The following is a 13,015-nucleotide window of genomic DNA, read 5'->3' as shown; positions in this document are numbered from 1 at the left end:
TGGAGTGCATGCGTCCTCCGACCCGCCGGGCATTGCTCCTGCTGGCACTCGTCACGACCCTTGTGGTGGTGGCGAGCGGTGCCATCGGCTTCTACCGTTCCCGCACCGCAACCCCGGCGTTTCCCGTCGTCAACACCTCTGCACTGTCGCCGGGACGCGCAGCCGTCGTCCGCATCCTCGGGCAGGAATACGCCGAGCAGGCGGGAATGGCGAAGTACTCCGAGGGCAACGACGAGCCGTGGTGTGCCGACTTCACCAGCTGGGTGATGCGCGCGTCGGGCACGCCGTTCGCCAACCCGAACTCAGGGCACTGGCGCATCCCCGGGGTGCTGACGTTGACCTCGTATCTCAAAGACCAAGGACGATACGAGACCCGCGACTACTCGCCGCGGCCCGGCGACATGGTGTTGTACGACGAACCGAGCCCAAAGGGCCAGCACGTCAACATCGTGCTCATCAACGACAACGGCACCCTCACCACCGTCGGGGGCGGCGAGGGCCGCGGAGTGGGGTTGTCGACCTATGCGGCCACTGATGACCTGGGCATCACCGGGTATGGGCGCTACGAGTGATCCTGCGTCAGATCACGATCGAGCGCGAAAGGCTGACCGCCGCCTGGTATTTGGCGATTCCCTCGATAGCGCAGATCGCAGCGGAGCCCCTGCGGTTGACCACCGGCGTCACCGTGATCGTCGGGGAGAACGGCTCCGGCAAGTCCACGTTCCTGGAGGCGGTGGCCACGTCATGGGGCGGTATCGACGCCCTAGGCAACCCGACGCGGCTTCCGGGTGCGGTCAAATACTGGGCGCCACCACCCGGCCGTGAAGACACCGATCTCTCGTGGGCGGTGACATTCGACGCCGAGCATCCACGCCCCGGCGGGGGATGTTTCCTGCGCGCCGAGGCCATGCACCAGCACTTCACCACGGTCGACCAGCGCACCCCCCAGCAGATCTTCACGGGCAACCTCAACGAGCGCTCTCATGGTGAGTCGTTTCTGGCCTTCCTTGCCGAGCGGGACATGGAGCGCGGGCTTTTCATCCTCGACGAGCCCGAAGCTGCGCTCTCCTTCACCTCGTGCCTGCAGTTGATGGCGATGCTCGACGCCGTCGTCGCCGCGGGGTCTCAGGTCATCATGGCGACCCACTCCCCCGTTCTGGCGGCATTCCCCGGCGCCACCATCCTGGAGTTCAGCGAGGACGGCGTTCAGCGACAGGACTGGCAGAACCTGGAGATGGTGATCCACTGGCAACGGTTCCTGGCCGATCCGCAGTCCTATCTGCGCCACCTGTTCGAGGCGCCGTGACCGGGCTCTGCTGACGCAGCACTCCTCCGCTAAATGCCGCTCGACTGCGCGGACATCCGGTGGGTAAGGCCTTCGAGAATCGCGGCGGCTTCGGCGAGGGTGCGCTGCTCATCGGACGGCAACGTGCTCAGCCACGGATCGAGAACGGACTGACGCTCGGCGCGCATGGCGACAAGGGCCTCACCCCCCGCCGGGGTCAGCGTGATCCGCTGCGCCCGCTTATCGGTGGGGTCGACACGGCGTTCGACGTATCCGGCATCCTGCAGTCGCCGCAGCTGCACCGTCATGGTCGGCTGGCTGCAGTGATCGGCCAGCGCCAGCTCCGAGATCCGGGCGTCCGCCATCTCACCTACGAGAGCGAGAAGCCGCGCCTGTCCGGTGGGTACGGGCAGCTGGGCCTGGCTGGACACCCAGCGGTTGAGCCGCGCGATCACGGTAAGGACGTCGGCGGTAAGGCCATCGGTGGTGGTCACGAACCCAATTTTACGTAGCTTCTCTAACCATCTATCTCTGGTCTAGAGGATTTCGGTGCATTTTCCCGCGGTACGCGCACACTTTTGCACCGAAACCGCAGCTCGATAGGCTGGGAGCCATGCGAGTCACCAGTGTCGGCCACGCCGGATTCTTCATCGAGACGGCGGCAGGCAGCATCCTCTGCGACCCCTGGGTCAACCCTGCGTACTTCGCCTCCTGGTTCCCGTTCCCCGATAACAGCACCCTAGACTGGGACCGACTCGGGAACAGCGACTACCTCTACGTCTCGCACCTGCACAAGGACCACTACGACCCGAAGAACCTCACCGAGCACGTCAACAAGGACACGGTGGTGCTGCTGCCCGACTACCCGGTGCCGGACCTTCGGCGCGAGCTCGAAGGGCTGGGTTTCCACACCTTCGTGGAAACCCAGGACTCGGCGAAGCATCGCATCAGCGGCCCCAAGGGCGATCTGGACATCATGATCATCGCGCTGAGGGCTCCGGCCGATGGGCCCATCGGGGACTCCGGCCTCGTAGTATCCGACGGCACCACAACGGCTTTCAACATGAACGATGCACGCCCTGTGGATCTGGACGTCCTGGCCGAAGAATTCGGCCATATCGACGTGCACATGCTGCAGTACTCGGGTGCCATCTGGTACCCGATGGTCTACGACATGCCCGCCCGCGCCAAAGAGGCCTTCGGCACACAGAAGCGCCAGCGCCAGATGGATCGGTGCCGTCAGTACATCGCACAGGTTGGCGCCACCTGGGTCATCCCATCCGCGGGGCCACCATGCTTCCTGGATCCCGAGCTGCGCGACTTGAACGACGACCAGGACGATCCAGCGAACATCTTCCCGGACCAGCTGGTCTTCCTGGACCAGATGCGCCGGCACGGCCACGACAAGGGCTTGCTGATGATTCCGGGCACTGTCGCCGATTTCACTGGCTCCGAACTGAATTCGTTGACGCACCCGGTGTCCGACGAGGAGGCCGAACACATCTTCGGCGCAGGCAAGGCCGCATACATCGAGGCATACGCTCAACGGATGGCTCCCGTGCTGGCCGGCGAGAAGGCGTCCTGGGCGCCCGCCGAGGGCGAGCCACTGCTTGGCCCACTGCGTGCCAAATTCGAGCCGATCATGACACAGACCGATCAGATCTGCGATGGCATCGGCTATCCGGTGGAGCTGCGACTCGGCGCCGAGACGGTGGTGCTGGACTTTCCCAAACGCATTGTCCGCGAGCCGATTCCCAATGAGAAGTACCGTTACGGCTTCGCGATCGCACCCGAGCTGGTGCGCACGGTGCTACGGGATGACGAGCCGGACTGGGTGAACACCATCTTCTTGTCCACCCGTTTCAAGGCCTGGCGGGTGGGTGGCTACAACGAGTACTTGTACACGTTCTTCAAATGCCTCACCAATGAACGCATCGCCTACGCCGACGGCTGGTTCGCCGAGGCCCACGACGACAGTTCATCGATCACGCTCGACGGTTGGGAGCTGCAGCGCCGCTGTCCCCACCTCAAGGCCGACTTGTCGAAATTTGGTGTGGTGGAGGGAAAGACGCTCACGTGCAACCTGCACGGGTGGGAGTGGAACCTGGAGAACGGCCGCTGCCTGACCTCCAAGGGACACGAGCTCAGATCGAAGAGGCTCAGCTAGCTCGGGACCAGCTCGAACATCGGAATCACCCGGTCGATGCGCGACTGATAATCGCCGAAGAACGCGTACTTGGCCACCAACGCCGGGAACATCTCCGCGCGCTGCGCCGAATTCAGCTCGCACACAACGGCATCGTAGGTATCCGGAACCACCTCGACCTTGACCGCGGGATTGGCGCGCACATTGAAGATCCACGCCGGGGGATTCTGCTGCCCACCATTGGATCCGACAATGAACCTGCGCCCCAGGTGCTCGAAGTAGCCCAGCGGTGTCAGCCGTTCAATTCCCGATTTGGCGCCGGTGATCCTCAAGATAAGCACCGACATCTCACTGTCCGGCACTCCCGGCAGCTTGCCGCCGTTCTCACGGAGCAGCTTGATCATCCGGTTATTGTGTTTCTGCACACCATTTTCAGAAAGTTCCCGGTAGGTATCCGAGGTCACACCTTCAGTCATGCGTCGACGCTAGCGGGAACCCCGCCGCACCGCGTCAACTCTCCCGCCTAGTGGACGCTTCGCACCCGCTGCCGCAGCTCAGACACCTCATCGGATTCGGTGGAGTAGACGCGCACCACCGCCTCGTCACCTGCCTGCAGATACGTGGACTCCCCCAGCGGTGTGTACTTGGTCGCGCCGATGCCGATCAGCACATGCGCCGGATGCCCGGCGGCCACCATGAGTGCGCCCACGTCCTCCAGCGGCGTATCCGGAGAACCCTTTTGGTTGTCCAGCCGCTCGGTGATCCAGTCCAGCAGAACCTCACCGTAGTAGGAGTATCCGAGCAACGGGCTGTCGACGCCGTACTCATGCTCCTGCCCATCCGCGGTGTGCAGCTGGCAGCTCAGCCGCAGGGTGGCGGTCGGCCCGTCCGGGGTGAGATCGCCAACCTCAAAGAACTGTTGCGCAACACCTTTCGACGCAGCACCCCAGTTCTTCTTATAGCTGATCTTCGGCGCGTTGGGCCGCCGGATCGAGCAGTCGTTGAAGGCACCCAGCGCGAACGGCTCCAATGACGCGACGATGTCTCCGCGCCAGTGCACCCGGCACGCCAAGCCCACCTCGGGCTCGATCTGCAGGTTCAGCGGGGTATCGCTCTCCGGCAGCACCGTCGCGTCGTGCGAGAGCGGGAAGTGTCCCAAGAACCCGCTATCGCCAGGGACGTACCAGGGGAAGATCCCCTTGGGGGCGGATGTCCCGGCGGGAGTATCCGTGACGACATTCACGAAATCCGCTGACTCCCCGGCCTGTTCGAGATGGCCGGCAAAGTTCCCGGCCACCCCGAAGCCGAACCAGGTACGCAGTTCCCCGAGGTCCAGCTCGATCACTTGGGCTCCAACACTTCGGTTCCGACGAACGGAACCAGAGCCTGAGGCACCCTGACGCTGCCGTCGGGTAGCTGATGGTTCTCCAGGATGGCCACCAGCCACCTGGTGGTCGCCAGCGTGCCGTTGAGAGTCGCAGCCGTCTGCGGCTTGCCATTCTCGTCGCGGTAGCGCACCGCCAACCGACGTGCCTGGAAGGTGGTGCAGTTGGAGGTGGAGGTCAGCTCTCGGTAGGCCTGCTGCGTGGGTACCCATGCCTCACAGTCGAACTTGCGCGCCGCGGACGAACCCAAATCACCTGCTGCAACATCGATTATGCGATAGGGCACGTCGATATGGGCCAACATCTGCCGCTCCCAGCCCAGTATTCTGTCGTGCTCGGCCTCGGCGTCCTCGGGCTTGCAGTAGACGAAGGCCTCGACCTTGTCGAACTGATGCACACGCATGATGCCGCGGGTGTCCTTGCCGTAGCTGCCGGCTTCACGACGGAAGCAGCTTGACCACCCCGCGTAGCGCAACGGCCCGTTACCCAGGTCGAGAATCTCGCCGGAATGGTACCCGGCGATCGGCACCTCGGATGTGCCTACCAGGTACAGATCGTCCGCCTCGAGGTGGTACACCTCATCGGCGTGCGCACCCAAAAATCCTGTGCCACCCATGATTTCGGGCTTGACGAGCACCGGCGGGATCAGCAGGGTACAGCCGTTGGCCACCGCGGTCTGTACGGCCAGCTGCAGCAGGCCCAGCTGTAGCAGTGCGCCGTACCCGGTGAGGAAGTAGAACCGCGCGCCAGACACCTTGGCACCGCGCTCCATGTCGAACAGCCCCAGCGATTCACCCAATTCCACATGATCCTTGGGGTTTTCGATGGCCGTCGGCTCACCTACCAGCTCGCGGACCACGAAGTCCTGCTCACCGCCGGCAGGGACTCCGTCGATCACCACGTTGCTGATCGACTTGTGCGCCTCGGTGAACGCGGCCTCCGTAACAACCTGGTCGGCCTCGGCGGCCTTCACCTGCGTCGCAAGTTCGGAGGCGGCCGCCAACAGTGCGGGGCGCTCCTCGGGCGTCGCCTGGCCAACCTTCTTACTGGCGGCCTTCTGCTCGGCACGCAAGGTGTCACCCGCGGAAACGGCGGACCGCCTCGCGACATCGGCATCGAGCAGCACATCGACGAGCGCCGGATCCTCGCCCCGCAGACGCTGCGAGGCACGCACCGCATCGGGGTTTTCACGCAGAAACTTCAGGTCGATCACGCACTGAAGACTACGGGGACGTCAGGCCCCGAACAGGCTCAGGTACTCGGCCTTGTTGAACATTCGTGCCGCATCGAGAGCCGACGGCGTCCCCGTCGCGGGATCGGCCCCCGCCTTCACAAGGATCTCGACGATATCGTCGGCGCCTTTGAACACCGCCCCCGCCAACGGGGTCTGCCCCTTGTCATTGGCGCGGTTCACATCGGCGCCTCGCGATATCAGCGACCGGACCGTTGACGTGTTGCCGTGATAGGCGGCGAGCATGACCAAGGTGTCGCCGGCCTCATTTGTCAGGTCCACGGGTGCGCCGGAGTCCAGGTAGGCAGCCAGAGTGGACGCATTGCCTTCCCTGGCCATATCGAACAGTTCGTGGGCGAGCGAGGCGACCTGCTCGGCAACGCGGGCCTGATGCTCTGCGTCGCCCGCTGGAGTGTCCCCGGCGTCGTCGCCGTCATAACGGTCAGGTCCCATCGTTGTCACAGAGTTCAATCTAGCCGCGCATACGGACTGCATCGCTGGGCTAACCCTTGTCGTCACCTGTAACAATGACTGCAGTATGAGTGACGAAGCCGAACCCAAGCCGAACGTCGAACAGGAAGAGTCCGCCGCGGGCGAATCCACCAACGACGAGCTGGGCCACGACACATCCGGAAACTCCACAGCCGAGTCTCCGGATGCTGCCGCGCCGCCCGTGGAAGCCTCAGACACCCCCACCGAATCTGCCGAGGCCGCCGAATCACCACAGGCGGAAGTCCAGGAATACCCCGATACCCACGATGCCGACAAGGCTCACGCCGACGAGCTCGAGGACCAGAACGACGCCGCGCCGAAATCCGAGAAACCCCACTGGTGGGAAGGCTTGAAGGAGGGGCTCAAAGAGCGGTCCACACACCGCGCATTGCTGCTCGTCACCTTTGGCGGACTGTTCATCGCAGGCCTTACCCAAGCGCTGCCGGATGGCTGGACCTCGGCGGACCGTTTGGTCAACAAGATCGACTCCAACCCCGTGCCGAGTACCGGCGCCCCGGGCAACAGCACCTTCAACTCCGCCAAGGCCGGTGAGTGCCTCAACTGGCCCGCCTCCACCGCCGATGTCAGCATCGTCGACTGTGTGAGCGATCACCGCTTCGAGGTTGCCGAATCCATTGACCTGCGCACTTTCCCGGGCAAGGAGTACGGCCCGGATTCACCGCCACCCACGATGGGTCGCATCCAGGAGATCAGCCAGGAGCAGTGCCAGGTCGCCATCAACCGGTACCTGGCAGATCGGTACGACCCGAATAGCCGTTTCACCATGGGCATGCTGTGGTCCGGCGAAAAGGGCTGGTCCGAGGCGGGTGAACGCCGAGTGCTGTGTGGACTGCAACTCCCCGGCGCCGACAACCAGCAACAACTGTTCCGCGGCAGGGTGGCCGAGCAGGATCAGTCCAAGATCTGGCCGGTGGGCACCTGTCTGGGCATCGACTCCACCACGAATCTGCCCACCGAGCTCCCGGTGGACTGCAGTAAGGCCCACGCCATGGAGATCACCGGGACGGTGAGCCTGGCCGAACAGTTCCCGGGGTCGGTTCCGCCCGAGCCCGATCAGGACGCGTTCATCAAGGACAACTGCACCCGGTTGACCAACGAATACATGGGCAACCCAGATGGGTTCCGCGCCACCACGCTGACGCTGTCGTACAACACAATCACCTTGCCCAGCTGGACCGCCGGTAGCCGGCAGGTGAGCTGCAATATTGGCTCTACCTTGGGTAACGGCGCATGGTCGACCCTGGTCAACAGCGCCAAGAGCGGGCCACTGCTGATCAACGGGCAGCCGCCGGTGCCGCCGCCGGATATCCCCGCAGACCGGCTGAACATGCCGCCGATCCCGCTGTCGACCACCCCGGCCCCCACTCCGACACAGCAACCCACCTACACGCAGCAGCCGACGTATACGCAGCAGCCAACCCGCACCCAACAACCAACACAGCAGACGACGCAGCAGCCGACACGGACGTCTCAACCACCGACATCCTCTGCCGCGCCGAACCCCAGCAACCCTCCCGGCAACACGATCGTGACGACGCTGCCTCCGGGCGCGGGTCCACCACCGCCGCCGGCTGGCCCACCGATGGACGGTCCCCCCATGGAGGGGCCGCCGATGGAGGGAGCGGTACCGGGGCAGGCGCCTGCGGGGGCTCCGCCACCCGGGCCGGCCTAGCTGTGCCTGCCTCCGACGCCGACGCCTAATGCCTGTCCAGATGAGCGAGCAACGGTTCGAGGAGCTGGTATCCGACGCTCTCGACGCTGTACCACCGAAGCTCGCCGCTGCCATAGACAATGTGGTGGTGCTGGTTCAGGACCGTCATCCAGAGGATTCGGACCTCCTCGGGCTGTACGAGGGCATCGCGCTTACCGAACGCGACAGCTTCTACGCCGGTGCACTTCCGGACACCATCACGATCTATCGCGAGCCGTTGCTGGAGATGTGCTCCAGCGAACACGAGGTGGTCGATGAGGTGACGATCACCGTGATTCACGAGATCGCTCATCATTTTGGTATCGACGACGAGCGATTACACCAGCTGGGCTGGGGCTAAAGATGCGGCTGGGGTTTGCTGGAAAAAAACGCAAAAATCTTGGAGAATGATGGAACCGAATAGAGGGATCCGCCGTCCTTCTCTAGTGAAAGGGCAAATCTGCCCTTAGGACGACGCGAGACAAGTGGGGGAAAGGGGACAGAAGATGGCTGATGTACCGGCGCCCGCCCAGCGTGAGGAAATCCGTTGGGATCTGGCCAGCCAGCCGGGGACTGTTCTGCAGGTCGATCCGGATGTGATGAAGGATGCCGCTGTCGAGTACGACGCGATGGCGCACCGACTGCAGGACGCTCTCGACAAGCAGCTCGAGGCTGCGAAGTTCGGCTCGGCGGGCCGTGACGAGGTGTCCACCGCCGTTGCGAACGCCTCCGCGAAGACCAACGAGAACTTCGAGAAGGTCGCCAAGGACGGCATCGAGCAGCTCAAGCGCATCGCCGAGGCATTCCGACGGAACTCGCAGGCCTTCGTCGACCTCGAACGCAACAATGCCGCCCGTCTCAATGGTGTGGGGGAATAGATCATGACCGGATTCACTGGTGTCAACTGGGTGGCCCGCAAGGCAAAGAAGCTGGCCCTAGACCTGACCACGGGTGCAGGCCCGACCCATGTCGTCGACAGCGCGCTGTCCTGGCAAGAGATCAGCACCGCGTTCGCCGAGGTGCACGAAAACAGCCTGCGCGTCAGCGAGCTGCTCACGGAGGGGTACCGCGGGCCTCACGCCGAGGACGCACTGAACAAGCTGACCCCGTTCACCGAATGGGTCGAGAAGATGGCGGGACTGACCCAGGAGGTCAGCGACACCGCGAACACGTACGCCGAGTCGTACAGCACCGCGGTCCTCGATATGCCGCATATCAGCGACCTGGCTCAGCTTGAGAAGGCCAAGTCCGAGGCACTGTCTGCGGGCGGACCGCTCTTCGGGCTCTCCGCCACCACCGAGGGCATGGAACAGGACCTCGATCTGCAGGCCGCCAAGGCCATGGAGACCTACGAGTCGGCCAGCGAGCCCGCAGCCAAGGTAGTCGAATTCCCGCCCGCTCCGGAGATCATCAAGTACCCGGAAGAGAAGTCCGAGGCCAACAGCGGCAACACCGGTGTTAGCGCTGCAGGCGTCGGCTTGTCCGAGATGGGCCCGAGCCCGCTGAGCCCGGACTCGATTCCCGGTGTGCAAAGCGCCCGCGCGGCGGCCGTATCGATGACTGCCAACCCGATCTCCGCCGGTGGCGGCGGTTTTGGAATGGGCGGGATGGGTGCCCCGATGGCCGGCATGATGGCCGGTGGTGCGCTGGCTGCCAGCGCAGGCAAGGGCATCAAGGCCGGCAGTGGCGGCAAGAAGGATGAGAACGAGGACGACGAGAAGCTCGCCGCCATCGGCGCCACCGGTGTCTTCATGGGTGACGAGAGCAAGCCCGTCGAGCTGCCGGACATCCTGACCAACAAGTCCGGTAGCGATAAGGTCGCCGATTTCGAAAGTGTCGACGCCGCATCGCTGTTCGAGCGCGGAGGCTCGAAGGGGGCGGTGGCGCCACCGGTTCTCGGCGCGAGCGCGGAGCTGTGACCGTCCGCCTGGACTTCGACGAACTGGAACTGACCCGCGAGATCACCGGGAACGATCTCTTGCCGGTTGTGCTGGCAGCGGGTCCGCGCCACGAGGACGAAGTCGCTCACCGAGATGCCCTGGAGGGTGCGCGTTCCAGGCTCAAGGAACGCAACCTACTGAAGGGCGAGGACCTTCACCCGACGCTGCGCGACATGCTGACCTCGGCCAGCAGGGCCACCGGCCAGGTGGCAGTGCGGCGCTGGGCGGGATCGCAGATGCTGCGGCTGTGCTTGGTCGAACACGGCGAGGCGCATGTGCTGCTGGTCAACGACGGCGAAGGTGTCGCCATGCGGTCGGTGACGGGTTCACTCGGCGCCGAACTGTGGCGCTACCTGGGCGATGCCACACCGCTGAAGTTCGGGTCGATCAACGCGCCCGCTGAGCAGCTGGCACTGGCGCTCAACGCCGAGCCCGGCGATATGGCCCGTCGACTCATGGCGCTCGGCGCCACCAAGGTCGACGCGGTAAGTGTCGCGAAGGCGATGGCTCGTCGCGGCGCGATGACCGAGATCACCGCGATCCGACGGATCGACGGCGTGACCGATCGCGCACCGGGCGGAGTTGCCGTGTACGACACCGCCTTTGGGCGGATCATGGCCACCCCGAGCACCTCCAGCGACGGCGCCCTGTGGGCGACGTTGACGCCCGCGACCCCGCAACGGATGGGGCACGCGCTCAAAAGCCTCGGCCTGGAGTAGGCGGACAACACGCCGCGGGGCCGCCGCTTTGCGAGAAGGCGCTGCCATGTCTCGATGATCTTGTCGGTCTTACGTGCAGGTGGCGCGGGCTACCCGGCGCCAGCAGTCCACGACCTGGCGGATCTCGGACGCACCGACAGGGTCAGCACACACCGCACGCCCAACACCACGAACACGTCGGTCGACGCCTACTAGCCGGAGAACCGCCCGCTCGGCTACCGCGACTTGTCGGTATCCGGTGCTACAACTCGGGTATGAAGAAATCACCGGAGTGGCGCGACGCCATCCACTGCGGTGTCGCATGCCGCGATTGCGCCCGCGATATCGACCATTGCCATGGCACGTTGATCGTGCATCCTTACCGTCACGCCGACTGCACCGCATTCGACTGCGACGGGCCGCACCTACTGCGGCACAGCCTCGTCATTGATTGCGTTACCGCACAATGCGATTGCGGTAGGCAGATACAGCTGGCCGGTTAGCCCATCGGATCGGCCGACTGCGCCAACTCCTCGGCACTGGCCGCTTCCTGATGGGGGAAGGGCGCCGCCGCCTCGCCCCAATGCACGCAGCTCCATCGTCCGTCTGTAATCGGTGCCAAGACAACCGCTTCCGTATTGAGCAGGTGACGGTTCACCGCGAAGCCCGGATCAACTCCGGCAAGCGCGGCGGCCACCAATCGGATCGCCGCCCCATGGCTCACAATCACCACGTCGCCGCCTGACGCGTCGTTTTCGAGATGGCGCCGACGCAGATCGGCGACCACGGGTAGATACCTGTCAAACACGTCCTGAGCGGATTCTCCGCCGGGCATCCGGGCATCGACATCCCCGAAATGCCAGCGCTCGTACACCCGGTCGAAGATCTCAAAGGACTCCAGGTCGCTGCGGTCCTCCAATTCACCGGCCTGCACCTCATGTAAACCCTCGGCTTGAAGTGCCGGCACCCCAAGATGTTCGGCGATTCCACTGGCAGTTTGTATGGCGCGTAACGCCACCGAATGCACCAGCACCGCGGGTGGGCGCTCCTCGTACTGTTCTGCGAAGAGACGGGCCTGCTGCATTCCGAGTTCGGTCAGCGGCGCACCCGGCGGTTTGGTGTCCAGTCGGCGCTCGACATTTCCATATGACTGTCCGTGCCGCACCAGGATCAGGCGTCCACTCACAGCACCTCCCCTTCCCGTAACCCGTTGAGCCACTCCGAGGCGTCATCCAGCACCGGTGGGTTGGCCCCCCCGGATGCCGCCGCTCGTGGCCACGATCCCAGATACCGCACATCCTGACAACGACGATGCAGTCCTTTCAGTGCCTCGCCGACAGCGATGTCGTCGACATGGCCGACACAATCCAGGAAGAACCGGTAAACGCCCAAACCGGTGCGGGTAGGCCGCGACTCGATGAACGTCAGGTCGATATCCCGGATTGCGAACTCGTTCAGAGCACCGGCAAGAGCTCCCGGCACATTCCTCAGCGCCAAGACCATCGAGGTCCGATCCGATCCGGTGGCCGGAGGCGGCGATCCTGGCTGCCCTACCAACACGAAACGGGTGTGTGCGTTGGGCTCGTCCACCACACCGCTGGCGCGGGTGTGCAGTCCCCACCGCTGGGCGGCCCATTCCGTAGACACGCCGGCGTCGGCACGCTCGGCGTGCACGTCCTCGGCGGCGGCGGCGTTCGAATTGGCGGGCACCAACTCCGCATCGGGCAGGTTGATGGCCAACCACTCCCGCACTTGCGCAGCGGCGATCGGAAAAGCTGCCACGGTCTTGACTGCATCCGCCGAGGTGCCCGGCCGCACCACGATGCTGAAGGACACCGGAAGCACGGTCTCAGCAAAAATCTGCAGTGGCGCACCGCCCGCCAGCGTGTCAAGGGTCGGCACTACTCGTCCCTCAAGCGAACTCTCGATCGGAACGCAGGCATAGGACGCGTCGCCCTTCTGTACCTGCTCCAACGCCTCGCGGGGGCTCACGACCGGGACCGGCTCCACCGAATCCGCCCCGGGGATGAGGCCCGACGCCTGCAGCCTGGTCAACGCAGCTTCCGAGAAGGTGCCTTGCGGCCCGAGGTATGTGATGCGCTGCACACTTCAAACCTTAGGCGTTCG

At 64.4% G+C, this 13,015-nt stretch carries 17 protein-coding genes; 10 read left to right on the top strand and 7 right to left on the bottom strand.

The features are described from left to right. Positions 1–8 precede the first annotated feature (8 nt). Positions 9–572 carry a CHAP domain-containing protein gene (locus AB0H22_RS12405; RefSeq protein ID WP_180750487.1) on the top strand — a complete coding sequence of 188 codons (564 nt, stop codon included), beginning with the start codon at positions 9–11 and terminating at the stop codon, positions 570–572. Beyond that, positions 569–1,306 carry an AAA family ATPase gene (locus AB0H22_RS12400; protein ID WP_180750486.1) on the top strand — a complete coding sequence of 246 codons (738 nt, stop codon included), beginning with the start codon at positions 569–571 and terminating at the stop codon, positions 1,304–1,306. Before AB0H22_RS12405 ends, AB0H22_RS12400 begins: the two co-directional genes overlap by 4 nt. 29 nt (positions 1,307–1,335) lie before the next feature. Here AB0H22_RS12400 and AB0H22_RS12395 read toward each other — a convergent pair whose 3' ends face one another. Continuing rightward, on the bottom strand, positions 1,336–1,779 hold the full coding sequence (locus tag AB0H22_RS12395) for a MarR family winged helix-turn-helix transcriptional regulator (protein WP_180750485.1): 444 nt from the start codon (positions 1,777–1,779) through the stop codon (positions 1,336–1,338). A gap of 119 nt (positions 1,780–1,898) precedes the next feature. On the opposite strand from AB0H22_RS12395, the gene AB0H22_RS12390 reads away from it, so the two are divergent. Continuing rightward, positions 1,899–3,452, top strand: coding sequence for an MBL fold metallo-hydrolase (locus AB0H22_RS12390; protein WP_358146777.1), 1,554 nt, complete (start codon positions 1,899–1,901; stop codon positions 3,450–3,452). Here the strand turns inward: AB0H22_RS12390 and AB0H22_RS12385 are convergent. The 4 genes from AB0H22_RS12385 to AB0H22_RS12370 are packed head-to-tail and all read right to left on the bottom strand — an operon-like array spanning position 3,449 to position 6,509. Continuing rightward, on the bottom strand, positions 3,449–3,907 hold the full coding sequence (locus AB0H22_RS12385; RefSeq protein WP_358146776.1) for a nitroreductase/quinone reductase family protein: 459 nt from the start codon (positions 3,905–3,907) through the stop codon (positions 3,449–3,451). The genes AB0H22_RS12390 and AB0H22_RS12385 overlap by 4 nt on opposite strands. Before the next feature lie 47 nt (positions 3,908–3,954). Beyond that, positions 3,955–4,776, bottom strand: coding sequence for a DUF5718 family protein (locus tag AB0H22_RS12380; protein ID WP_358146775.1), 822 nt, complete (start codon positions 4,774–4,776; stop codon positions 3,955–3,957). Then, on the bottom strand, positions 4,773–6,029 hold the full coding sequence (gene serS / locus AB0H22_RS12375) for a serine--tRNA ligase (RefSeq protein ID WP_358146774.1): 1,257 nt from the start codon (positions 6,027–6,029) through the stop codon (positions 4,773–4,775). The genes AB0H22_RS12380 and serS overlap by 4 nt, the downstream gene beginning before the upstream one ends. A 21-nt stretch (positions 6,030–6,050) precedes the next feature. Further along, the gene (locus AB0H22_RS12370; RefSeq protein ID WP_358146773.1) at positions 6,051–6,509 is read right to left on the bottom strand and encodes an ankyrin repeat domain-containing protein; all 459 of its coding nucleotides are present in this window, start codon (positions 6,507–6,509) and stop codon (positions 6,051–6,053) included. Positions 6,510–6,585: 76 nt separating this feature from the next. On the opposite strand from AB0H22_RS12370, the gene AB0H22_RS12365 reads away from it, so the two are divergent. From AB0H22_RS12365 to AB0H22_RS12335, 7 genes are all read left to right on the top strand, one after another. Next, positions 6,586–8,232: a septum formation family protein gene (locus AB0H22_RS12365; RefSeq protein WP_358146772.1), complete on the top strand. Its 1,647-nt coding sequence runs from the start codon at positions 6,586–6,588 to the stop codon at positions 8,230–8,232. A gap of 28 nt (positions 8,233–8,260) precedes the next feature. Beyond that, the gene (locus AB0H22_RS12360; protein WP_180750478.1) at positions 8,261–8,611 is read left to right on the top strand and encodes a metallopeptidase family protein; all 351 of its coding nucleotides are present in this window, start codon (positions 8,261–8,263) and stop codon (positions 8,609–8,611) included. 145 nt (positions 8,612–8,756) lie between these two features. Next, on the top strand, positions 8,757–9,128 hold the full coding sequence (locus tag AB0H22_RS12355) for a PE family protein (protein ID WP_180750477.1): 372 nt from the start codon (positions 8,757–8,759) through the stop codon (positions 9,126–9,128). Positions 9,129–9,131: 3 nt separating this feature from the next. Continuing rightward, positions 9,132–10,169, top strand: coding sequence for a PPE domain-containing protein (locus AB0H22_RS12350; RefSeq protein WP_180750476.1), 1,038 nt, complete (start codon positions 9,132–9,134; stop codon positions 10,167–10,169). After that, a complete protein-coding gene (locus tag AB0H22_RS12345; RefSeq protein WP_180750475.1) occupies positions 10,166–10,909 on the top strand; it encodes an ESX secretion-associated protein EspG in 744 nt (247 codons plus the stop codon). The genes AB0H22_RS12350 and AB0H22_RS12345 overlap by 4 nt, the downstream gene beginning before the upstream one ends. A 54-nt stretch (positions 10,910–10,963) precedes the next feature. Next, a complete protein-coding gene (locus AB0H22_RS12340; protein ID WP_180750474.1) occupies positions 10,964–11,104 on the top strand; it encodes a hypothetical protein in 141 nt (46 codons plus the stop codon). 59 nt (positions 11,105–11,163) lie between these two features. Continuing rightward, positions 11,164–11,391, top strand: coding sequence for a hypothetical protein (locus AB0H22_RS12335; RefSeq protein ID WP_180750473.1), 228 nt, complete (start codon positions 11,164–11,166; stop codon positions 11,389–11,391). Here AB0H22_RS12335 and AB0H22_RS12330 read toward each other — a convergent pair. Next, a complete protein-coding gene (locus tag AB0H22_RS12330; protein WP_180750472.1) occupies positions 11,388–12,074 on the bottom strand; it encodes a histidine phosphatase family protein in 687 nt (228 codons plus the stop codon). The two genes, AB0H22_RS12335 and AB0H22_RS12330, sit on opposite strands and share 4 nt — an antisense overlap. Beyond that, a complete protein-coding gene (gene pheA / locus AB0H22_RS12325) occupies positions 12,071–12,994 on the bottom strand; it encodes a prephenate dehydratase (RefSeq protein ID WP_180750471.1) in 924 nt (307 codons plus the stop codon). Before pheA ends, AB0H22_RS12330 begins: the two co-directional genes overlap by 4 nt. Between the last annotated feature and the right edge of the window lie 21 nt (positions 12,995–13,015).

The organism is Mycobacterium sp. NPDC050853 (genome assembly GCF_040653875.1).
In the GTDB taxonomy this organism is placed as follows: Bacteria; Actinomycetota; Actinomycetes; order Mycobacteriales; family Mycobacteriaceae; genus Mycobacterium.
The sequence above is the reverse complement of the archived record's forward strand: the minus strand, read 5'-3'. Positions and strand labels throughout refer to the sequence as shown.

What these genes read in the sequence shown, in the direction of transcription:
- AB0H22_RS12405 (WP_180750487.1), top strand. Translation starts at nt 9, where the DNA reads ATGCGTCCTCCGACCCGCCGGGCATTGCTCCTGCTGGCACTCGTCACG.
- AB0H22_RS12390 (WP_358146777.1), top strand. Translation starts at nt 1,899, where the DNA reads ATGCGAGTCACCAGTGTCGGCCACGCCGGATTCTTCATCGAGACGGCG.
- AB0H22_RS12385 (WP_358146776.1), bottom strand. Translation starts at nt 3,907, where the DNA reads ATGACTGAAGGTGTGACCTCGGATACCTACCGGGAACTTTCTGAAAAT.
- AB0H22_RS12365 (WP_358146772.1), top strand. Translation starts at nt 6,586, where the DNA reads ATGAGTGACGAAGCCGAACCCAAGCCGAACGTCGAACAGGAAGAGTCC.
- AB0H22_RS12360 (WP_180750478.1), top strand. Translation starts at nt 8,261, where the DNA reads ATGCCTGTCCAGATGAGCGAGCAACGGTTCGAGGAGCTGGTATCCGAC.
- AB0H22_RS12355 (WP_180750477.1), top strand. Translation starts at nt 8,757, where the DNA reads ATGGCTGATGTACCGGCGCCCGCCCAGCGTGAGGAAATCCGTTGGGAT.
- AB0H22_RS12350 (WP_180750476.1), top strand. Translation starts at nt 9,132, where the DNA reads ATGACCGGATTCACTGGTGTCAACTGGGTGGCCCGCAAGGCAAAGAAG.
- AB0H22_RS12340 (WP_180750474.1), top strand. Translation starts at nt 10,964, where the DNA reads ATGATCTTGTCGGTCTTACGTGCAGGTGGCGCGGGCTACCCGGCGCCA.
- AB0H22_RS12335 (WP_180750473.1), top strand. Translation starts at nt 11,164, where the DNA reads ATGAAGAAATCACCGGAGTGGCGCGACGCCATCCACTGCGGTGTCGCA.